The following is a 19,411-nucleotide window of genomic DNA, read 5'->3' as shown; positions in this document are numbered from 1 at the left end:
CGGTTGGTGGGAAGGGTCTGGCCTGTATTGTGACTCAGGCCGGCGGGGCGGCCTCGGCTGCGATTTGGCGCAGCGCCTGTTCGAACACTTCGCTGGGCTGACCGCCCTGGATCAGATGACGCTCGTTGATGATGATGGCCGGTACCGAGTTGATGCCCTGGCTCAGATAGAAGCTCTGGGCATCGCGCACCTCCTGCCGGTAGGCGTTCGAGCCCAGCACGGCGGCGGCCGCCTGCCTATCCAGGCCGGCCTCGGCGGCGGCGTCCAGCAGCACCTCATGGTCGCCCGGGTTCTTGCCTGCCGTGAAGTAGGCGCCGAACAGGGCCAGCTTCAAGGCCTTCTGCCGATCCGGGTCTTGCAGTCCAGCCCAGTGCAGCAGGCGATGTGCGTCAAAGGTGTTGTAGATACGACTGCGGGCACCGACGGTGAAGGTGAAACCCAGCGCCGCGCCTCGTTGGCGGATCGCTTCGCGGGTGGCCGCCAGCTGATCCGGGCCCGCGCCGTACTTCTGTGCCAGATGTTCGTCAATGTCCTGGCCTTCCGGGGCCATCTGCGGGTTGAGCTCGAAGGGCTGGAAGTGAAGGTCCACCGCCAGCTCGGGCAGCCGGGCCAGGGCCTGCTCCAGCGACTTCAGGCCGATCACGCACCAGGGGCAGGAAACGTCGGAGACAAAATCGATACGCATGGTCCGCACTCTAGCCGAGCCGGCGTTGGCTCGCTCGCGCCAGGTAGAACCACTCGCTGCCGGGCTGGGCATTGACCGCTGGGAAGACGATGCGGCCGTCGTCGGGCGCCAGCACCGGCGTGCCGTCATGGCGGAGGCCGATGGTCTGGCCCTTGCTGACCGAGTCGAAGCTGACCCAGGCGCGCTCGAAGCGGTCGTCCTCGTGTTCGCGATCGATCACCTCATAGAGCTGCAGCAGCTCGGGCGGCTCGGCCGGGCGAGGTTCGACGGCACCGGGTTCCACCATGCCCAGCAGCACCATGGTGCGCAGAATGGCTTGGTAGGCGAACTCCGGCGCGGCGGGGTCCTCGTGCTGGCCGCATTCCAGCGTGATGCCGTAGCCGCCCTGCGAGCGCATGTACTCGGTGGTGCCGACGCCGTAGTGCGGGTCTTGCTGCAGGGTGGCGCGGCGCGTGCCGTCGCCGGTCTTGGCCGCGCGCCGCTGCAGACCCAAGGCATAGGTTGAAAGCCAACCCTCGACGATGCGGCCTGTGCCGACGCAGGCGGCCAGCCTTGCCTCGGCCAGCTCATGGGCAAAGGGTTCGAGCTCGCCGCTGTTGTTGCGCGGGCCCAGCATCGCAAAGGGCTGGCCCTGGCCCTGAAAGGAATGTAGGTCCAGCAGCACCTCGTGATCGGCCAGCCAGCGGCACAGCGGGCGGGCGATACGGTCCTCGAAGTCTTGCGCAATCATCGCCGGGCGCAGATTGCGGTTCAAATTGCGCTCGCCCTCGCGCCGGCCCAGCGCATGGGCCAGCGGGTTGACGATGGGAATCAGGCTCAGCGTGCCGCGCAGCAAACGCAGCGCGCCGCTGTCGAGTTCGGCCATCAGGCGCTGGATCGCGCTCACGCCGCAAATCTCGTTGCCATGCACGGCGGCGCTGACCAGCAGGCGCGGGCCGGCATGCAGGCCGGCGAACTGATGGATGCGAAGATGGGTAGGATGCTCGGACATTGCGGGGATCTTTCTCAGGGCTTCAACCAGCGTGCATCGATCGCTTGGTCGGCCGGGCACAGACGAGGAGTCAGGTCTTGCTGTGGCTGGCCGTCGGTCCACAGGCTCAGCCTGTACAGCGTGCCGAAGGCATAGCCTGGCACGGCACTGCCGGCACCGGCAAGCAGCTCGCCGCCTCGGCGCACGCTGTCTGCGAGCCAGGCCGGCAGGCGCAGGTGGTAGGGGTTGCGGGCGACTTCTCCGTGGTGGCAAGCCAGGGCCTGGACCAGGCGCGCGGTGTCGGCCACGCCGGTCTCGACCAGCCAGTTCGGCGATTGCAGCGTCGCCCAGTACTCGGTCTCGGCCAGCACGCAGCTGATGCCGCTGGCCTGCAGCGCCTGGGTCAGCAGCTTGTGCACGCCGATATGGGTGGCGATGCCGTCGCGCGCATGCGGGGCCAGCACCAAAGCGGGCTTTTGCTCGGCCAGCAACTCGGCCACGCACTGTAGATGGGCGCGCCAGAGCTGGGGTGATTCGGTCTCGGTCTCGGGCCGCACCAGGGCCAGGCCCTGCTCGGTCAGGCGGATATTGTCGAAACCCAGCACGTCGCAGGCGGCCTGCAGCTCGCGCCAGCGCGGTTCGCGGCGCTCGGGCTTGCTGCCCAGCGTCACGGCCACATTGGTGACGCGCCACTGCGCCTCCTGGCGCAGCCGCAGCGGCAGCGCGCCGACGATGCATTCGTCGTCGGGGTGGGGCGAGAAGATCATGCAGTGGCCGGGCAGCGACTTGCCGGATGCCGGCTTGGCGGCTGCGGCCGGTCGGGTCTGCAACAGTGCGGCAAAAGCTGACACCTGCTGCTGCCAGTATTCGAAGTCGTCCATGGGTAGGGGAAAGAGGAGAGGGGAGTGGTAACGGACGGAGGGTGCCGGCAATGCTAGGGCAAGGCGAGCGAGCGTCGGCGCTGCGAGGCCATAGCTTTTGTTGGGGGTCTCATGCCTTTTGGCGGGCACTCGGCGCGGTGGCCAGTAGCACGCCGGCCAGGGCCAGGCCATAGGCCAGCAACTGCGGGGCGCCGATGCGCTCGCCCAGAAAGATCAGGCCCACCAGCGCGGTGGCGATCGGCAGAAAGACCATGAAAACGCCCGCCTGCGCGGCCGGCACCTTCTTCAGCCCGGTCATCCACAGCCAGACGGTCACCATGCTGGCCGCCGCCGCATAGAACAGCAGCAGCGCCCAGTGCTGGCCGCTGGGCAGGGTGAAGTCATAGCTCAGCGCCTGCCAAAGACCTAGCGGTGTCACCAGTGCCAGGCCCCAGAGATTGATCAGCGCGCTGATGCGCTTGGGTGATAGATGGGCGGTCAGCTGCTTGCCGATCACGACATAGCCGGCCTCGCAGAATACGGCCGCCAGCAGCAGAGCCGCGCCCCAGGGCGTGGTCTGGCCCTGATCCTCGCGGTTCAGCGCCACCAGTGCAATGCCGCTGACGCTCAGCATGATGCCCGCCATCACGCGCGGGGCAATGCGCTCGCCCAGCACCAGCCGGCTCAGCACAGCCACTGCGGCCGGGATGCCGGCCATGATGACCCCTGCCACAACGGCCGTGCTCAGCTGCAGTCCGAACAGCAGGCAGACCGAGAACAGGAAGTTGCCGACAAAGGACTCCAGGAACAACAGGCGGCGCGAACGGGCATCGAGGCGGGCTTCGTCGGCGTCGCGCCGGACCCAGCCGGCCATCAGTACGGCCGCGCTGCCAAAACGCAGCCAGGCCAGCAGGAACACCGGGAACACGGCCAGCAGTATCTTGGAAAGGCCGACATAGCTGCCGACCAAGCTGGTGCTCAGTGCCAGGCAGGCATAGGCCAGCCAAGGGGTGGGAGCTGAATGGAGGCCCGCCATCAGTCGCGCCAGTCGGCTGCCTGGATGGCGTCAACGATGTTGCGGCCGGTTTGCTTGAGCGCGGCGGCGAAGTCCTCGTGCAGCAGCGCGCCACACAGCCGCGTGGCCGGGCCGCCCACCGTCAGCGCCAGCGGCTCGCGGCCGTCGCCGATGTCGATGCCGACACCGATGGCTGCGATATCGCTCTCCCATTCTGACTCCGAGCAGGCATAGCCACGCCGGGCATAGTCGGCCTCGGCCCGCTGCAGCGCCGGCTGCTGGCGGGCCCAGCGCCCGGCATCCATCGCCTGCAGGCGATGGCCCAGCAGCGCGCGCATGCCCGGCGAGGCACAGCACCACATCGCACGGCCCATCGCGGTCTCGGCCAGCGGCAGCCGGGTGCCGACATCGAGGCCCAGGATCAGCCGCGCGGTGCTGCGGCAATGCGCGACATAGACCATGCTCAAGTCATGCCGCACACCCAGCGAGATCGCGGCCTGGGTGTGCTCGGCCAGGGTCTCCATGTGGGGGCGGGCGATGCGGCCGATCTCGAAATTCGTCAGTACCGAAAATCCCAGCGACAGCACGGCCGGGCTCAGCGCGTACTCGCCCGTCTGCGGGCGGTGGCGCAGATAGCCCAGGCTGGTGAGGGTGAAGCTCAGGCGCGAGACCGTGGCTTGGGGCAGGCCGGTGCGGCGGGCGATCTCCTGGTGTGCGAGCCAGCGGTCCTGCGGCTTGAAGCAGCGCAGCAGCTCCAGCCCGCGGGCCAGCGCGGTGACGAAACGCCGATCCTCGGCCGGGTCGGCGGTGTCCGTGCCCCCGCCCTCGGCGAGGCTGCTGCGTTGTCGTCCCATGCTTGCTGCATTCCGTTTATTTTCCGCTCGACGGAATATAGCGTTGCAATCCTTGTTTCATCGCATCCGCCGATACTCGCAATCCCTGAGTGCGCATCAATTTCAATTTACAGCCGCGACAGGGCTGCGTAGACTGGTTCGCAGTGGTGGCGTATTCCGTTGAGCGGAATGTTCGATTAATCGACGAATGACGCCGGCGCGACAGCGGTGCCGCGAGCGCCGACCTATAAGCCAGGACGGAGACAAAAAGCCAGCGGCGTCGCCCTGATGCACGCCCTGGCCGAGGCCCATGAATTCAGTCCCTTCATCGCAGGCGCCGCATCTGGCGCATTGGCCTCCGGGCCTGCCGCAACACCTGACCCTGCCGCAGACGAACCTCTTCTTCAACGTCGAGGTGGCCGCCGCGCGCTACCCAGACAAGCCCTTCATCATCTTCTACGACACGGCGATCAGCTTCGCCGAGTTCCTGCGCGAGACCGAGCGCATCGCCGGTTATTTGCAGCAGGACTGTGGTGTCCAGGCTGGCGACCGGGTGCTGCTCTATATGCAGAACAGCCCGCAATGGGTCTTGGCCTTCTATGCCATCCTGCGCGCCAATGCGGTGGTTGTGCCGGTCAATCCGATGAACCGGGGTGAGGAGCTGCGCCACTATGTCGCGGACAGCGGCGCCGGCACGGCATTTGTTGCGCAGGATCTGGTGGACCAGCTGCAGCCGCTGCAGTGCGTGCCGGGCGAGGGAGGGCTGCAGCATTTGATCGTTGCGTGCTACAGCGACTATCTGCGCGCACCCACCGATCTGACGCTGCCGGACTTTGTCAGTGCGCCGGCACAGCCGCTGGTCGGCGCGGGGCAATTGGCCTGGCGCGATACGCTTGCGGCCGATCGCAAACCGGGCCCGCTGACGGCCGGGCCTGACGATCTCTGCGTGATGCCCTACACCTCGGGCACGACCGGCCAGCCCAAGGGCTGCATGCACACCCACCGCAGCGTGATGAGCACCCTGGTCGGCGGCATCAACTGGTTCGCTCGCACTCAGGACGCGGTCTATCTTTCGGTGCTGCCGTTCTTTCATGTGACCGGCTTGTCTGGCAGCCTCAACGGGCCGCTCTATATCGGCGCCACCATCGTCGTGCTGCCTCGCTGGGATCGCGATGCGGCGGCGCTGTGCATGCAGCGCTACCGGGTCTCCGTCTGGCAGACCATCTCGACGATGCTGATCGACTTCCTGGCCAACCCGAGGCTGGCGGACTATGACCTGTCCAGCCTGGCCGGCATCCGCGGAGGCGGCGCGGCGATGCCGCAGGCCATCTGCACCAAGCTGAAGGCGCTGACGGGGCTGGACTATGTCGAGGGCTACGGCATGTCCGAGACCATGGCCGCCACGCACATCAATCCGGTGCACCGGCCAAAGCCCCAGTGCCTGGGCATCCCGGTCTTCGATGTCGACGCGCGCATCGTCGACCCCGTCAGCTTGGCCGAGCTGCCGCAGGGCGAGAGCGGCGAGATCGTCATCGCAGCGCCGCAGGTGATGCAGGGCTACTGGCGCAATGCTGCCGCCACGGACCAGGCATTTGTCGAAATCGCCGGCAAGCGCTTTTTGCGCACCGGCGATCTGGGGCGCATTGACGAGGACGGCTACTTCTTCATGACCGATCGCCTCAAGCGCATGATCAATGCCTCGGGCTACAAGGTCTGGCCGGCCGAGGTCGAGGCGCTGATGTACCACCACCCGGCCGTGCAGGAGGCCTGCGTGATTGGCGTGCCCGATGTCAGGCGTGGCGAGACCGTCAAGGCCCTGCTGGTGCTCAAACCCGGTCAGCAGGGCCGGGTCAGCGAGCAGGACATCATCGACTGGGCCCATGGCTACATGGCCGCTTACAAGAGCCCGCGCATCGTCGAGTTCGTCGCCGCGCTGCCCAAGTCGGGCAGTGGCAAGGTGATGTGGCGCGAACTGCAGGAGCAGCAGTCCCGGACCTGAATCCCCTCTCTCTCTCAATAAAACCAGGAGACCAAGTGATGAGCAAGAAAACAATGATGTGGGGCCGACGCCTGATGCTGGCGGCCGCCGCTGCGGCCACCTTGGCGCCGCTCGGTGCGGCCCAGGCCCAGGCCTTCCCGAGCAAGCCGGTCACCTTGATCGTGCCCTGGCCGGCCGGCGGCTCGACAGACCGGCATCTTCGGGCCTTGTCCGAGCTCGCATCCAAGCATCTGGGCCAGCAAATCATCATCGAGAACAAGCCCGGTGGCGGCGGCACGCTAGGCCCGGGCACGATGGCGCAGACCGCCAAGCCCGACGGCTACACGATCTCGCAATACCCGCTGGGCATGCTGCGCATCCCGCATATGCAAAAAACCGCCTGGGACCCGCTGAACGACTTCACCTTCATCATCGGCATCAGCGGCTACACCTTCGGCTTCACGGTCAAGAGCGATTCGCCATTCAAGAGCTTCAACGACTATATCGAGGCCGCACGCAAGGCACCGGGTCAGATCAACTACGGCTCCACCGGCACCGGCAGCAGCCCACATCTGCTGCTGGAAGAGTTGGCCGGCAACGCCAAAGTGCAGCTCAATCACATCCCCTTCAAGGGCAACGCCGATCTGCAGCAGGCCTTGCTGGGTGGCCATGTGATGGCGCAAAGCGATGCCAGCGGCTGGGACAAGTTCGTCGACGGCGGCCAGATGCGTTTGCTGGTGACCTTTGGCGAGCAGCGCACCAAGCGATGGCCCCAGGTGCCCACCGCCAAGGAGCTGGGCTATAACGTCGTGTCGACCTCGCCCTACGGCCTGGCTGGCCCCAAGGGCATGGATCCGGCGGTCGTCAAGGCCTTGCATGATGCTTACAAGAAGGCGATGGACGACCCCAGGCACATCGAGCTGCTCGAGCAGCTGAACCAGGCCATGTGGTATCGCAACGGCGCCGAGTATCGCCAGTGGGCGGTTGAGACCTATGCCAAGGACAAGGCGCTGATCGAGCGTCTAGGCCTGGCGGCGAAGTAGACGAAGGTGGTGGGGATGGCTGTTGACCAGGACTTCCAGCGCATCACCGACCTGATCCATCAGCATGCGCTACAGAGGCCGGCCGCGCCGGCGCTGCGCCAGGGCGACACGGTGCTGAGCTATGCCGAGCTCGACACGCTGATGGATCGCATCGCCAGCGCGTTGCAGCGCGAGGGCATCTTGCCCGGCCAGGCGATCGCGCTGTGCGGCCTGAGCACGTCGCGGCTGGCGGCGCTGTTTCTCGGCGCGCTGCGGGCCGGCGTCGTCGTCGCGCCGCTGGCGCCCTCGGTCACTGCGGCGGCGCTGGGCGGCATGCTGGGCGATGCGCAGGCGCGGCTGCTCTTTGCCGACGCGGCGGCGCCCCCATCAGCTGGGATTCGCCGCATCGCGCTGGACGACGAGGCCGCCTTCGACGCCTGGCTGGCCCCGCCCGGTGCGCGGCCGCAACCCGTGGAGATAGGCGCCGATTCGGCGTTTAACCTCATCTATTCTTCCGGCACTACCGGCGCGCCCAAAGGCATCGTCCAGCCCCATGGCATGCGCTGGATGCATGTGCGACGGGGTGCGGCCTATGGCTACGGGCCCGACAGTGTGACCCTGCTGGCCACGCCGCTGTACTCGAACACGACCCTGGTGGTGTTCTTCCCGGCCCTGGCCTATGGTGGCTGCGTGCTCTTGATGGCCAAGTTCGATGCGGCCGCCTATCTGGCCCTGGCCCATGCCCACCGTGCCACGCACACGATGCTGGTGCCGGTGCAGTACCAGCGCATCATGGCTTTGCCGAACTTCGACGACCACGAGCTGAGCGCCTGCCAAATCAAGTTCTGCACCAGCGCGCCGTTCCCGGCCGTGCTGAAGGCCGAGGTGCTGGCCCGCTGGCCCGGCGGCCTGGTCGAGTTCTACGGCATGACCGAGGGCGGCGGCACTTGCATCCTCGAAGCCCATCTGCAGCCTGACAAGCTGCATACCGTGGGCCGGCCCTCCGAGGGGCACGACATCCGCCTGATCGACGAGGCCGGGCTGGAGCTGCCAGCCGGCCAGGCCGGCGAGGTGGTCGGTCACTCGCCGGCGATGATGGCCGGCTACTACGGCCAGCCCGAGAAGACGCGTGAGGCCGAGTGGTTCGCGCCGGACGGCAAGCGCTTCATCCGCACCGGCGACATTGCCCGCTTCGATGCCGAGGGCTTTCTGATCCTGCTCGACCGCAAGAAGGACATGATCATCTCGGGCGGCTTCAATATCTACCCCAGCGATCTGGAAGCGGAGCTGCGCCAACACCCGGCGGTCGCCGAGGCGGCGGTGGTGGGGGTGGCCAGCAGCGTCTGGGGCGAGACCCCGGTGGCTTTTGTCGTGTGTCGCGCCGGTTTCGACATGCCGGCCACTGCGCTGCGCGAATGGCTCAACGCCCGCGTCGGCAAGACTCAGCGTCTGGCCGATCTGCGCTTGATCGCCGAGCTGCCGCGCAGCGCCATCGGCAAGGTGCTCAAGCGCGAGCTCAGAGATGCCTACAACAAGCAGGAGACAACATGAAGACGAACCGCCGCGAGTTTGCCCTTGGCCTGGCCGCGCTGAGCGCACCGGCCTGGGCCCAGGCCTGGCCGGCCAAGCAGATCAAGCTCATCGTGCCTTACCCGCCCGGCGGCTTCACCGACGTGACCGCGCGCCTGGTCGCGCAGAAGCTGCAGGAGCGGTTGGGGCAGTCAGTCGTGGTCGACAACAAACCCGGTGCCAACAGCATCATCGGTGTCGATGCGCTGGCCAAGTCGGCGCCCGATGGCTACACGATGGCCGTTGTGATTGCCGCCTATGCGGCCAACACGACGCTGTATCCGAAGCTGCCCTACGACCCGGGCAAGGACATCGCGCCGGTCTCGCTGATCGGCCTGTCGCCGCTGGTCGCGGCGGTTCCCAACGAGGCACCCTTCAAGACCGCCTCCGAGCTCGTGGCTTATGCGAAGAAGCACCCTGGCAAGATCAGCTTTGGCTCTAGCGGCAATGGCTCGGCCGCGCACCTGAGCACCGAGCTCTTGAAGGCGCTGACTGGCAGCTATATGGTGCACATCCCCTATCGCGGCGCGGCCGCTGCGCTGACCGATCTGATGGGCGGCCAGATCCAGCTCTTTCTCGACGCCGCCTCGGGCCTGATCGCGCCTGGCAAGGCCGGCAAGGTGCGGCTGATCGGCGTAGCCAGCGACAAGCGCCTACCCGCGCTGCCCGAGCTGCCGACCTTCGTCGAGCAGGGCGTGGCCGGCTTCACCGGCAGCACCTGGGCCGGCCTGCTGGCACCGGCCGGCACCCCCGACGCGATCGTCAGGAGAGTGGCGGACGAAGTCAACGCCATCGTCCGCCTTGACGAGGTGCGCCAGCGCCTGGAGGCCATGGGCACGGTGCCTGTCGGGGGCAGCCCGGCCGAGTTCGGCAGCTTTATCGCCAGCGAAACTGCCAAATGGGGCAAAGTGATCCGCGACGCGAAGGTCAAGGTGGATTGAGGGCGGACAGCCCGCCGCAGTTGCCGATCAGGCCGGTGTCAGCGTATGGTTCGCGCCACCCGGCGTGCCGATCTGTCGCGAGGGCAGCACGCGACTGCCGTGCACGGCCTGCTCGGCAGCCAGCGCGGCGGCCATCGCCTGCTGGCCGCTGCGGCGTGCGGCGTCCAGCGCCGTCAGCAGCAGCACCTGGCGCTGCGCATGGCTGCTGCCCATCGGCTGGGTGGCGGGCAACAGTGGCAGCAGCAGCTCGGTGCAGCGCACCGGCTTGCCCTCGATCACGGCCGCAAAGCCTTCGATTGCCGGCAGCGCCAAGCGTCGCCACAACGCCTCTCCGCCCGGGCCGGCTGCCGCGCTGGCGGCCGCCTGGCGAAGCGCTTGAAGCCCGGCGCGATCACCGGCGCTGATGAAGGCCATCGCCGCATGCGGATCCACAAAGGCCGAGGCGCCCCAGACCCCTTGGGCCTTCCAACGCTGGGCGAGCGCGGTCCAGCGCTCGCCCGGCTCCCCACCCCGCAGTTGTAGCCGCCATAGCAGCGAGCTGGCATCTGCCAGATTCAGGCTCAGCACCTCGGGGCCCGGTGCCACGGTCTCGTCGTACATGGCCAGCGCTTGGGCGTGTTCGCCACGCGCCAGTTGCATCAGCGCCAGATGCCATTTTTTGTGCGCCGCCATGCCGTTGTCGTAGCGCCAGTCGGCGCGCGGGACCTTGAGCCATTGCAGCCCTTTGGCAGGGCGCCCCTGCATTTCGCAGACATGCGCTACCGCGTGCACCGCCCAGGCATCGTGGGGCTGCAGCTGGACTGCACGGCGACCGGCGACTTCTGCCTGTTCGAAAGCAAAGGTCTCCTCAAGCCCGAAGTCCAGCATGCCCAGCAGATAGCCATAGCCGCTGTCGTTCTCGCTCCAGTGACCGAGCACCCGGGCGATGCGGTCGCGCAGCATCGTCGTGCGACCCAGCACCAGATCACCCAGATGCGCGAGCTGCAGCGCGAGCAGGTCGCTCGGATGGCTGACGAGGTGATGTTCCAGCGCGCTCAGGCCGGCGTCGATATCGCCGCAGCCCATGTTTGCAGCGCGGCCAGCAGCGAGCGCTCGCGGGCGGTCGCTGTGTGTCGGCTTGTCGCCGCCAGTCGCAGGCTGTCGCCGGCCGCAGCGAACAGCGAGAACTAGAAGGCGCTGAGCATCACCGAGGCCTGCAGCAAGTGGCCGGCAATGAAGTCTGGATCTTCGGCGAGCACCGGCGCCAGCATTGCCAGCGGGTCCAGCCTCCAGCTGTGGGACAGATCGAGTGCGACGTTGTAGGCCGCCACCGAGGCGGTGTTGGAGCTTGACAGCGCCGGGCCGTGTCGGTCTTGCAGTTTCATGGAGATTTCTTGCCATCAGAGGCGTCAGTTGAGAGTGCTTGCAGCCTAGGGCCGAGGCCTGCAAGCGCTCTCAGCCATTGCGGCAAGCAAACTGACGAATCCGCCATGGGCTGCGGCGATACTGGCCGCAGCTCCACTGCCGCCTGATCGTCATGCCTGCTGCAAGCGCTGCCACCCAGGGACTGCCGACCATTGCCGTGCTTGTCACGCCGTTCAGCACGGCCTCGGTGGCCTATGGGCTGACCGACCTCTTTCAAAGTGCCGTGCGTGACTGGCCCATCGTTGTTGACGGCAGGCTGGGCCTGCCGGCCTTATGTCCGATCACGGTCGGTCGGCAAGCAGGCCCTATGCAGGTGGCCAATGGGGCGACGGTTCAGGTCAGCAGCGCCTTGGCGAACTGCCGGCCCGACGTCGTCATCGTGCCCGATCTGCGGTTCGCGCCCGATGAACCGATCACGGCAACATTTGCCGACGAACTCGAGTGGCTGCAGCGCTGCCATGCTGCGGGCACGCTGGTCACGGCGGCTTGTACCGGTGCGATTCTGCCCGCTGCCGCGGTCCTGCTGGACAACGAGGATGCGACCACGCAATGGGCCTTTTGCGACGCGATGCAGCAGCTTCACCCGCGTGTGCGCGTGCGGCCGCAGCGCTCGCTGGTGGTGTCCGGCGAAGGGTAACGGCTGGTGATGGCCGGCGGCGGCACCTGGTGGATGGACCTGGCGCTGTACCTGATCGCGCGACTGGTCAGCATCGAGGCCGCCACCCACGTGGCCTGGGTCTGGCTGATCGATTGGCACCAGGTGGGGCAGCAGCCGTTTGCACGCGTGGCTCGCACGCGCGAGTCTTGATGATGCTGTGATCGGCCGCTGCTAGACCTGGATCGGCGACAACTACGCCAGCGCCGCGCCGGTGTCCTCGCTGATCGCTCTGATCAAGCTACCTGAGCGCAGCTTCCAACGCCGCTTCAGGCTGGTCACGGGCATGACGCCGCTGGAGTATGTTCACACCCTGAGCCTCGAGGAGGCCAAACACTTGCTTGAGACGACGACCTTGCCGATCGAAGCCATTGCCGAGCAGGTGGGCTACGAGGATGCGGCTTTTTTCGGACGCTTGTTCCTACGCAAGGTGCAGCTGTCGGCGCCGCAGTACCGCCGACGCTTCGGCGGTCTGCGTGAGGCGTTGATGCAGGTCGGGTAGGCCACAGGGGCTGCGACTTGCACGCAGGTCGCCGACGACGGTATGGCGCTGTCCCCGGTGTGACAGAGTGTGGGCGCGGCATGGCGGCGACAATGCAGGGTGGCAACCGGCCCGAGGATTTGATGATGATCAAGCAATTGCCCCCCATACCCAGCTTGCAGGCTCAGGTCTCGCCCCAGGAGTGGCAGCAGCGTGTCGATCTGGCTGCGGCCTACCGTCTGGTGGCGATGTTCGGCTGGGACGACCTGGTGTTCACCCACATCTCGGCGCGGGTGCCGGGTGAGGGCGATCAGTTCCTGATCAATCCCTACGGTCTGTTCTTCGAGGAGATCACGGCTTCCAGCCTGGTCAAGGTGGATCACCACGGCCGGGCGCTGCAGGACACGCCGTTTGCGATCAACCCGGCCGGCTTCATCATCCACAGCACCGTGCACGAGGCGCGGCCCGATATGGGCTGCGTGATGCACACGCACACCCCGCATGGCATCGCGGTTTCGGCCCAGGCCGAAGGGCTACTGCCCTTGTCTCAGCAATCGGGTTTTGTGCTGGGCAGCCTGGCCTATCATGACTACGAGGGCGTCGCGCTGCGCGATGCCGAGCGGCCACGCCTGGCTGCCGATCTGGGCACGGCGCGCTTCATGATCCTGCGCAACCATGGGCTGCTGACCTGCGGTCGCAGCGTCGCCGAGGCTTTTCAGCAGATGTACACGTTGGAAGCGGCCTGCCGCATCCAGCTACTGGCGCAGGCCGGTGGTAGCGCGCTGACCCGGGTGCCGCAGACCATCATCGCCACCATGCCCGAGCAGGCGCGCGAGGGCAGCAAGGGCCTGGGCGCCAACCTGGTATGGCCGGGCCTCTTGCGTCGGCTCGATCGTTCTCTGCCGGGTTACGACAGCTGATGGCAATCCTGGTCCTCAGCGCGCCGCTGCCGGCGGCGCCATTCGTCGCGGCGCTGCGAGCGGCCGCCCCCGAGGTGCAGGTTTGGACCGATGCCGATGCGCCGCCGCCCGAGGCGGTCGAAGCCATCCTGGCCTGGCGGCTCAAGCCCGGCCAGCTCAGCGCCTATCCGAATCTGCGGCTGCTGTGCTCAACCGGCGCGGGCGTCGAGAAGCTGCTGAGCGTGCCGGACCTGCCGCCGGGGCTGCCAGTGAGTCGCGTGGTCGACCCGATGCAGGCCCGCACCATGGCCCAGTATGTAATCGCCTGCGCGCTTCATTTCAGCCGTGATCTGCCGCTGTATGCGGCCCAGCAGGCACGTGCCGAGTGGCGCCGCCACCCAGTGCGTCCCCCCGAGCGCTGCCGGGTAGGCATCCTGGGCCAGGGGGCGGTGGCCCAAGCGGTGGCGGCCGCCTTTGTGCCGTTGGGCTACTCGGTGACGCTGTGGGGCCGCCACGCCAAGCAGTTCGCTGGCCTGCACAGCCTGGCCGGTGCCGCCGCGCTGGCGCAACTGCTTGCCTGCAGCGATCTGCTGGTCTGCACCTTGCCTCTGACCGAGGCGACTCAGGGCCTGCTGAACCGCGAGCGCCTGGCCCAACTGCCGCGAGGCGCGGTACTGATCAATGTCGGCCGAGGCGGCCATCTGGTCGAGGACGATCTGCAGGACTTGCTGGACGAAGGGCATCTGGCTGGCGCCGCGCTCGATGTGTTCGAGCGCGAGCCACTGCCGGCTGAGTCCTGGCTCTGGCGCCACCCCAAGGTGCTGGCCACGCCGCATATCGCCGGCGAGGCGCGTGAGGCCGTGGTGGCTGAGCAGTGCCTTGAGGCGCTGCGAGCGGTGCGTGCAGGGCGGCCGCCCGAGTGGGCAGTGGACCGGGAGGCTGGCTACTGAGGCCATGCCCATCGGTCAATCCCCTAGCTCCAATGGGAGTGGTTGAGCGTTGCCGCCGGAATTAGTCTCGGGCCAAGACGGCTTGTCGAGCGGTCCTGGAGACAACACTTTCATGCGCTACCCGCAGACCCCCGTTGAGATCCTGAATTGGCTGGCGCTAGCGGCCTTGCTTCTTCTGGTCGCGCTGGGCCTGCGCCGCTGTGCGGCACGGCGGCGGTCGCGCCAATCCCAGCATCGGGCGCGCGAACAAGCGCAACGTGCCGCGCACGACTGCCTGGTGCAGGCAGTGCAGGGCCTGCTGCTGCAACTGCAGTCGATTGCCGAGGGAATACCGCGGCAAGATCCTGCCAGGCAGGCGCTAGAGCGGCTTCTTGATCGTGCCGATGCGGTGCTTCTTGCGGATCACGCAGCTTTGGATGCAGCCCGCGAGACCGGTGTCTCGAAGCGGCCCGGGCGATAGCTTGTTATCAGCAGATGGCCGGCAAAGGCTGTCGCGTCGGCGCGGCATGGTGACGGTGCTCGTCGCCGATCAGCCCGCGCTGCAGCGCTGTGGCGACCGCCTGGGTGCGGCTGCTGGCATCGAGCTTCTCCAGCACCGCCTTGACATGGGTCTTTACGGTGCCCAGCGCGATGCGCAGCCTTGCGGAGATGGTCTTGTTGTCCAGACCTTCACCCAGCAGCTTCAGCACATCCATTTCGCGCGGGGTCAGTGACTCCTGCACGATGCTCTCTGCCATGCTGGCGCTCGCGGCCTCGCACAAAAAGCGCTGACCCTGGTGCACGCTGTGGACCGCGCGCCGCAGCTCTTGCAGGCTGCAGTCGGCACCGACAACACCTTGCACCCCATGCTCGAGGGCCCGCCTGACCTGCCAGCATCGCGTGGACTCGGCGACGATCAGGCAGCGCGGCACTCGCGAGCGCAACCAGGGCATGGAGCGGTGGTACTGCATCAAGGTGAGGCCAGACGGGTAGTCGGAGATCACGACGGCCGGCGCCTGCGGGCCCAGCAGGCGGTCGTGGTCGATTTCAGACATTAGCGTGACCCGACACTCTGCATCCAGGGATGCCGCCAGCCCGGCCGCAATCAATGGGGTGGCATGCACCACTGTGACATCTAGTTTTGTTGTGACGAACATGAGCACCTCCGCTTTCGGCGACATCGCCTGTGCTGGCTTGATCATCGGCAAGGGTCTCGCCTCGAACCATCCCCGCCCGGGGGCATTGCGACTACCCGAAAGAGTAGTTTTTCCGACGCGGGATGTTGCCGGCCCTGAACGGCGGCCGAGGCTTGAACGGTTAAAGTGAGGTAGAGCGACGTCGTTCAATTGCAGTAACGCAAGGGGAAGCAAGCAGGTGCAGTACACAGGGCAGCCCATCCGGGTCTTGACGGTCGATGATCATCCGCTGCTGCGGGAGGGGATCGCGGCGGTGCTCAAGCGCCAGGCCGATATGCAGGTCGTCGGCGAGGCCTGCAACGGTCTGGAGGCGCTGGCGCAGTTCCGGCTGCTGTTGCCGGACATCACGCTGATGGATCTGCAGATGCCGGAGATGGACGGGGTCGAGGCCATTGCAGCGATCCGCAACGAGTATCCGCAGGCCCGCATTCTGGTGCTGACCACTTACAAAGGCGATGCCCAATCCTGGCGTGCATTGCGGGCCGGGGCGCTCGGCTACTTGCTAAAGAGCTCGCTGCGCACCGATTTGCTGGCGGCGATCCGTGCCGTCCATGCTGGCGGACGCTGGATCCCCGCCGAGATCGCGCGTGAACTGGTCAACCATGCCGGTGAGGAGCCGCTGACCCAGCGCGAGATCGAGGTCTTGCAGCGTATCGCGGCAGGCAATTCCAACCGGGAGGTCGGCGCCATGCTGTCGCTGTCGGAGGAGACGATCAAGGCGCGCATGAAGAGCATCTTGGCCAAGCTCGGCGCCAAGGACCGCACCCATGCGGTATCGATTGCGCTCAAGCGCGGGCTCATCCAGCCCTGAAATGCGGCAGTCTGATCCGCTGTTGCACTGCTTCATATGCCGCTGCCGCCCGGATACTCAGCACGAGCTCTGTCCCCCCTTCGGCCGCGCTGCGCAACTCCAAGGTTGCGCCAATCTGGTCGGCACGCTCGTGCATGCCGACCAGACCCCAGTGCCCGGGCCGGCGCCGAGCCGTCAACAAGTCGGCATTGATGCCGACACCGTCGTCGCGCACGCGCAGCGTCAATGCCGCCCGCCCGTAGTCGACAGAGATTTCGATCAGGCCGGCCCGGGCGTGGCGCTGGGCGTTGGCCAGAGCCTGCTGGCCAATACGGTAGAACTCGGCCCAGATCGCCGCGTTGATCGGTCGCGGTGCCCCGTCGACGCGGCTGACAACGCGCGGCGGCGTCGGGCCCGCGACGAGATCAGCTGCGGCGGCGGCCAGCGCCTGCGACAGCTCCAGATCCTGCTGATGACTGCGCAGATCGAGCACGCGCTCGCGCCCCTCGACCAGCACCTGCTCGGCTCGATTCAAGGCTCCCTCGATCATGGCCCGCGCCGACGGTGGCGGCGCCAGCTCGTCGAGCGCCGCCTGGAAATGCAGCGACAGACTGGCCGTGCTCTGCAGCACCGTGTCGTGCAACTCGCGAGCGATGCGTTCGCGCTCGCCCAGACGGGTCTCGATGCGCTCCCGAATGCGCGCGCACTCGCGCTGCCAACGCCAGCGGTACACAAGCCAGCTCAGCCCTGCCAGGCCCAGCAGGCCCAGTAGCAGGAAGCCGCGTGTCTGATAAAAGGCTGGAGGCACGATGAAGGCAGCGGTGCTGCCGGGCTCGCTCCAGACGCCCTCGCGGTCGGAGGCCTGCACGCTGAAACGGTAGGTGCCCGGCCCCAGATTCGTGTAGACCGCCTCTCGGCGGGTACCAACCGCTTGCCAGTCGCCGTCGACGCCGTCCAGGCGGTAGCGAAAGCGTGTGCGCTCGGCCCTCGCCAAGCCCAGCGCCGTGTACTCGATGCGCAGTTGCCGAGTGCCCACCGGCAGTTCGACAGGGGCAACTGGAAGGTACTGGCGGCCGCCGCTGTGCAAGGCCTTGATCAGCACCGGCGGTGCCGGTCTGGGCGCGCTCAATCGGGCTGGATCGAGCCGATAGATCGCATCATTGCGGGTCAGCCAGAGCTGACCGTCGCTGGCCTCAATCAACGAAGGCGTCGGGCGCAGCTGCGACACATTGCCCAGCAAGCCGTCGAGCCAGTCCAGCCGCTCGAAACGCGCGGGATGGGCTGGGTCACGTCGCACGCGCCGCACTTCATCGGCCGGTAGCCGTATCAGCCCCGAGGCCTCGTTGACCCACAAATCACCAGCGGCGGTCTCGAAGATGCCGGTGACCGCGCTGATGGCCGTGTCGCCGTCCAGCACAACGGGGTGGAATCGTCCGTCTGTCAGCTGGCTTAGACCGAACTCGCCGCCCGCCCAAAGACCTTTGTCGCGCACATGCAGCGCGGTGATACGGCCCAGGTTAAGTCCCTGGGCCTCGCCGAAAAGTTGGAGCTGCTTGCTCTCGATGCGGGCGATGCGGTTGTCTACGTAGCCGACCCAGAGTGCATCAGCCTCGCCATGCAAGCTCATGGCGTTGCTACGGGGCAGTTCGGCTAAAGCGGTTTGCCAAGTCCGACCATCCCAGCCGAACAGGCCTGCGCCGAGAAAGGACACCCACAGCACGCCGTCCTTGCCTCGTGCCATCGCCTGTACCGGCCTGGAGGGCTGGACCTGTGCTGGTGCTTTGACGCGCTGCATGCGCCCACCCGCAAGGCGCCACAGATCGGGCGTCCCACCGAACCAGATCGTGCCGTCTGGATCACGGTGGGCGCTGCCGAACACCGTATCGTCAGACCCGAAGTCACCGGGCACGGGCAGGGCGCGGCCGTCCGGCGTCAGCCGGGTCGGTTGCCGCTGCAGGCCCGCCGCCCAGACCTCGCCATCCGTGCCGGCGACCAAGCTGCCCAGAGCGGGTCCGTCGGCGTACGGGGCCAACACCAGCGGTGTGTCGCGAAAGCGGTCCAGCCCGCCGGTCGTGCCAAACCAGAGATTGCCCTCGCGGTCCTCCAGCGCCGACATCACGCGATCACCGCTCAAGCCGTCTTTCTTGCGGAAGTGCTCGATCAGGGCGGGGCCGCGGCCGTCGTGCTGCTCTGGCGCTGGAATGCGGCGCAGACCACTGCCATAGGTGTTGATCCAGAGGCTGCCGCCACGCTCGAACAGCAAGCCGCCGCGAGGTGCCTCGAGCGGCCATGCCTTGCTCGCACCGGCGGCGATACCTTTGCGTAGCGTCCCGGTCTTATCGCGGCTCCAGAGCTGTCCCAGCGGATCAAGCGTGATGTTCTGGATCTCAACGGCATGCGCGACGCGCTGAAACTGACGTGCCCCTCTGGGCAGGCGAAACAGGCCTTCCTTGTTGGTCAGCCAGAGCTGGCCTTCGGTGTCGAGCAGCAACTGGTCGGCGTAGCTGAAGTCATAGCCCCATTGCGCACCGATCTTGTGCCATCGGCCCCCATGCAGGCGGTAGGCGCCGGTGCTGCTGCTGGCCCAGACGGCACCGTCTGGCAGGATCTCGAATGAATAAATCGTACCCAGGGCCAGGCCCGAGCTCTGGTCGTACAGCAGCAGTGTGCCGTCAGCCTTCAGCAGCCCGGCGCCGCCTTGGCGAAAACCTATCCATAGTCCGCCGTCTGGCAAGGCCCGCAGCGCCGAAATATTGCTGGAGCGTCGTGTGCCCGCTGGGAAAAGCTCATAGCGCTCGAAGCGCAGGCCGTCGAACCGAAACAGGCCGCCGGTCGTGCCCAGCCACAGATAGCCATCTCGAGTCTGTTGCAGCGCGACGATATCGGTCGGAGCGCCCTCGCGTGCAGTCCAGCTGGTGTGGTGCAGCGCTGTGATCGTCCGCTCGCGATCCAGCGCCCAGGCGGGCCCGGCGCGCAGCAAGCAAAGCGACAAGATCGCCATCAGCAGGTGCGGCCCGAGTGGCTGTCGCAGTCGGGCGCGGACACCCAGGGCTGGTGGAAAAAGCATGGGAAGAGGGCAATCCAGGCAGATCGCCTGAACAGGAGGTTGCAGGCGCCCTAGGTCGCCGGATTATCCCCAGTTTACCGGGCCTGTCCCCAATGGGCTAAGGCCGAGCAGACCTTC

Annotated in this window: 20 protein-coding genes; 11 read left to right on the top strand and 9 right to left on the bottom strand. The window is 66.9% G+C overall.

All coding sequences use genetic code 11. From position 1 onward, the window contains the following. Positions 1 to 34: 34 nt before the first annotated feature. The 5 genes from OOZ63_RS08715 to OOZ63_RS08695 all read right to left on the bottom strand — a co-directional run bounded on the left by OOZ63_RS08715 (position 35) and on the right by OOZ63_RS08695 (position 4,384). Positions 35 to 685 (bottom strand): DsbA family oxidoreductase, encoded by a 651-nt coding sequence (locus OOZ63_RS08715; protein WP_266005038.1) that lies wholly within the window; start codon positions 683 to 685, stop codon positions 35 to 37. Between the two features lie 10 nt (positions 686 to 695). Further along, entirely contained in the window at positions 696 to 1,676 is a 981-nt protein-coding gene (locus OOZ63_RS08710; protein ID WP_266005037.1) for a succinylglutamate desuccinylase/aspartoacylase family protein, read from the bottom strand. A gap of 14 nt (positions 1,677 to 1,690) precedes the next feature. Further along, on the bottom strand, positions 1,691 to 2,536 hold the full coding sequence (locus tag OOZ63_RS08705) for a PIG-L deacetylase family protein (RefSeq protein WP_266005036.1): 846 nt from the start codon (positions 2,534 to 2,536) through the stop codon (positions 1,691 to 1,693). 109 nt (positions 2,537 to 2,645) lie between these two features. Further along, entirely contained in the window at positions 2,646 to 3,551 is a 906-nt protein-coding gene (locus tag OOZ63_RS08700; protein WP_266005035.1) for a DMT family transporter, read from the bottom strand. Next, positions 3,551 to 4,384: an IclR family transcriptional regulator gene (locus tag OOZ63_RS08695; RefSeq protein WP_266005034.1), complete on the bottom strand. Its 834-nt coding sequence runs from the start codon at positions 4,382 to 4,384 to the stop codon at positions 3,551 to 3,553. The genes OOZ63_RS08700 and OOZ63_RS08695 overlap by 1 nt, the downstream gene beginning before the upstream one ends. 289 nt (positions 4,385 to 4,673) lie before the next feature. Between OOZ63_RS08695 and OOZ63_RS08690 the strand changes: the two genes are divergently transcribed. The 4 genes from OOZ63_RS08690 to OOZ63_RS08675 are packed head-to-tail and all read left to right on the top strand — an operon-like array spanning position 4,674 to position 9,873. Beyond that, positions 4,674 to 6,362, top strand: a complete 1,689-nt coding sequence (locus OOZ63_RS08690; RefSeq protein ID WP_266005033.1) for a long-chain fatty acid--CoA ligase — start codon at positions 4,674 to 4,676, stop codon at positions 6,360 to 6,362. Positions 6,363 to 6,400: 38 nt separating this feature from the next. Beyond that, entirely contained in the window at positions 6,401 to 7,384 is a 984-nt protein-coding gene (locus OOZ63_RS08685; RefSeq protein WP_416234708.1) for a tripartite tricarboxylate transporter substrate binding protein, read from the top strand. 15 nt (positions 7,385 to 7,399) lie between these two features. Beyond that, positions 7,400 to 8,914, top strand: coding sequence for a class I adenylate-forming enzyme family protein (locus tag OOZ63_RS08680; protein ID WP_266005032.1), 1,515 nt, complete (start codon positions 7,400 to 7,402; stop codon positions 8,912 to 8,914). Next, the gene (locus tag OOZ63_RS08675; RefSeq protein ID WP_266005031.1) at positions 8,911 to 9,873 is read left to right on the top strand and encodes a tripartite tricarboxylate transporter substrate binding protein; all 963 of its coding nucleotides are present in this window, start codon (positions 8,911 to 8,913) and stop codon (positions 9,871 to 9,873) included. Before OOZ63_RS08680 ends, OOZ63_RS08675 begins: the two co-directional genes overlap by 4 nt. Positions 9,874 to 9,900: 27 nt before the next feature. On the opposite strand, the gene OOZ63_RS08670 is transcribed toward OOZ63_RS08675, so the two are convergent. Together OOZ63_RS08670 and OOZ63_RS08665 are read right to left on the bottom strand one after the other, a co-directional pair. Next, positions 9,901 to 10,938, bottom strand: a complete 1,038-nt coding sequence (locus tag OOZ63_RS08670; protein ID WP_266005030.1) for a tetratricopeptide repeat protein — start codon at positions 10,936 to 10,938, stop codon at positions 9,901 to 9,903. 101 nt (positions 10,939 to 11,039) lie between these two features. Further along, complete coding sequence (locus tag OOZ63_RS08665; RefSeq protein ID WP_266005029.1) at positions 11,040 to 11,237, bottom strand: hypothetical protein; 198 nt, start codon at positions 11,235 to 11,237, stop codon at positions 11,040 to 11,042. A gap of 152 nt (positions 11,238 to 11,389) precedes the next feature. Here OOZ63_RS08665 and OOZ63_RS08660 point away from each other — a divergent pair, with 152 nt between their 5' ends. The 6 genes from OOZ63_RS08660 to OOZ63_RS08635 all read left to right on the top strand — a co-directional run bounded on the left by OOZ63_RS08660 (position 11,390) and on the right by OOZ63_RS08635 (position 14,722). Then, the gene (locus OOZ63_RS08660) at positions 11,390 to 11,914 is read left to right on the top strand and encodes a hypothetical protein (protein ID WP_266005028.1); all 525 of its coding nucleotides are present in this window, start codon (positions 11,390 to 11,392) and stop codon (positions 11,912 to 11,914) included. 6 nt (positions 11,915 to 11,920) lie between these two features. After that, on the top strand, positions 11,921 to 12,085 hold the full coding sequence (locus OOZ63_RS08655; RefSeq protein ID WP_266005027.1) for a hypothetical protein: 165 nt from the start codon (positions 11,921 to 11,923) through the stop codon (positions 12,083 to 12,085). Positions 12,086 to 12,146: 61 nt separating this feature from the next. Continuing rightward, a complete protein-coding gene (locus tag OOZ63_RS08650) occupies positions 12,147 to 12,434 on the top strand; it encodes a helix-turn-helix domain-containing protein (protein ID WP_266005026.1) in 288 nt (95 codons plus the stop codon). 125 nt (positions 12,435 to 12,559) lie between these two features. After that, positions 12,560 to 13,333 carry a class II aldolase/adducin family protein gene (locus tag OOZ63_RS08645; protein ID WP_266005025.1) on the top strand — a complete coding sequence of 258 codons (774 nt, stop codon included), beginning with the start codon at positions 12,560 to 12,562 and terminating at the stop codon, positions 13,331 to 13,333. Next, entirely contained in the window at positions 13,333 to 14,262 is a 930-nt protein-coding gene (locus OOZ63_RS08640; protein WP_266005024.1) for a 2-hydroxyacid dehydrogenase, read from the top strand. Before OOZ63_RS08645 ends, OOZ63_RS08640 begins: the two co-directional genes overlap by 1 nt. Before the next feature lie 112 nt (positions 14,263 to 14,374). Beyond that, on the top strand, positions 14,375 to 14,722 hold the full coding sequence (locus OOZ63_RS08635) for a hypothetical protein (RefSeq protein WP_266005023.1): 348 nt from the start codon (positions 14,375 to 14,377) through the stop codon (positions 14,720 to 14,722). A 7-nt stretch (positions 14,723 to 14,729) separates the two neighbouring features. Here OOZ63_RS08635 and OOZ63_RS08630 read toward each other — a convergent pair whose 3' ends face one another. After that, positions 14,730 to 15,296 (bottom strand): response regulator transcription factor, encoded by a 567-nt coding sequence (locus OOZ63_RS08630; RefSeq protein WP_266005022.1) that lies wholly within the window; start codon positions 15,294 to 15,296, stop codon positions 14,730 to 14,732. Positions 15,297 to 15,615: 319 nt separating this feature from the next. On the opposite strand from OOZ63_RS08630, the gene OOZ63_RS08625 reads away from it, so the two are divergent. Next, positions 15,616 to 16,248: a response regulator transcription factor gene (locus OOZ63_RS08625; protein ID WP_266005021.1), complete on the top strand. Its 633-nt coding sequence runs from the start codon at positions 15,616 to 15,618 to the stop codon at positions 16,246 to 16,248. Here OOZ63_RS08625 and OOZ63_RS08620 read toward each other — a convergent pair. Beyond that, a complete protein-coding gene (locus OOZ63_RS08620; protein WP_266005020.1) occupies positions 16,235 to 19,294 on the bottom strand; it encodes a sensor histidine kinase in 3,060 nt (1,019 codons plus the stop codon). The two genes, OOZ63_RS08625 and OOZ63_RS08620, sit on opposite strands and share 14 nt — an antisense overlap. Between the last annotated feature and the right edge of the window lie 117 nt (positions 19,295 to 19,411).

Source organism: Paucibacter sp. PLA-PC-4, from assembly GCF_026241155.1.
GTDB lineage: Bacteria > Pseudomonadota > Gammaproteobacteria > Burkholderiales > Burkholderiaceae_C > Roseateles_E.
The sequence above is the reverse complement of the archived record's forward strand: the minus strand, read 5'-3'. Positions and strand labels throughout refer to the sequence as shown.

Excerpts from the sequence above, each read along its gene's own strand:
- OOZ63_RS08705 (WP_266005036.1), bottom strand. The coding sequence starts at position 2,536 with ATGGACGACTTCGAATACTGGCAGCAGCAGGTGTCAGCTTTTGCCGCA.
- OOZ63_RS08675 (WP_266005031.1), top strand. The coding sequence starts at position 8,911 with ATGAAGACGAACCGCCGCGAGTTTGCCCTTGGCCTGGCCGCGCTGAGC.
- OOZ63_RS08660 (WP_266005028.1), top strand. The coding sequence starts at position 11,390 with ATGCCTGCTGCAAGCGCTGCCACCCAGGGACTGCCGACCATTGCCGTG.
- OOZ63_RS08695 (WP_266005034.1), bottom strand. The coding sequence starts at position 4,384 with ATGGGACGACAACGCAGCAGCCTCGCCGAGGGCGGGGGCACGGACACC.
- OOZ63_RS08620 (WP_266005020.1), bottom strand. The coding sequence starts at position 19,294 with ATGCTTTTTCCACCAGCCCTGGGTGTCCGCGCCCGACTGCGACAGCCA.
- OOZ63_RS08635 (WP_266005023.1), top strand. The coding sequence starts at position 14,375 with ATGCGCTACCCGCAGACCCCCGTTGAGATCCTGAATTGGCTGGCGCTA.
- OOZ63_RS08685 (WP_416234708.1), top strand. The coding sequence starts at position 6,401 with ATGAGCAAGAAAACAATGATGTGGGGCCGACGCCTGATGCTGGCGGCC.
- OOZ63_RS08670 (WP_266005030.1), bottom strand. The coding sequence starts at position 10,938 with ATGGGCTGCGGCGATATCGACGCCGGCCTGAGCGCGCTGGAACATCAC.
- OOZ63_RS08645 (WP_266005025.1), top strand. The coding sequence starts at position 12,560 with ATGATCAAGCAATTGCCCCCCATACCCAGCTTGCAGGCTCAGGTCTCG.
- OOZ63_RS08665 (WP_266005029.1), bottom strand. The coding sequence starts at position 11,237 with ATGAAACTGCAAGACCGACACGGCCCGGCGCTGTCAAGCTCCAACACC.
- OOZ63_RS08630 (WP_266005022.1), bottom strand. The coding sequence starts at position 15,296 with ATGTCTGAAATCGACCACGACCGCCTGCTGGGCCCGCAGGCGCCGGCC.
- OOZ63_RS08715 (WP_266005038.1), bottom strand. The coding sequence starts at position 685 with ATGCGTATCGATTTTGTCTCCGACGTTTCCTGCCCCTGGTGCGTGATC.
- OOZ63_RS08690 (WP_266005033.1), top strand. The coding sequence starts at position 4,674 with ATGAATTCAGTCCCTTCATCGCAGGCGCCGCATCTGGCGCATTGGCCT.
- OOZ63_RS08710 (WP_266005037.1), bottom strand. The coding sequence starts at position 1,676 with ATGTCCGAGCATCCTACCCATCTTCGCATCCATCAGTTCGCCGGCCTG.
- OOZ63_RS08700 (WP_266005035.1), bottom strand. The coding sequence starts at position 3,551 with ATGGCGGGCCTCCATTCAGCTCCCACCCCTTGGCTGGCCTATGCCTGC.
- OOZ63_RS08640 (WP_266005024.1), top strand. The coding sequence starts at position 13,333 with ATGGCAATCCTGGTCCTCAGCGCGCCGCTGCCGGCGGCGCCATTCGTC.
- OOZ63_RS08680 (WP_266005032.1), top strand. The coding sequence starts at position 7,400 with ATGGCTGTTGACCAGGACTTCCAGCGCATCACCGACCTGATCCATCAG.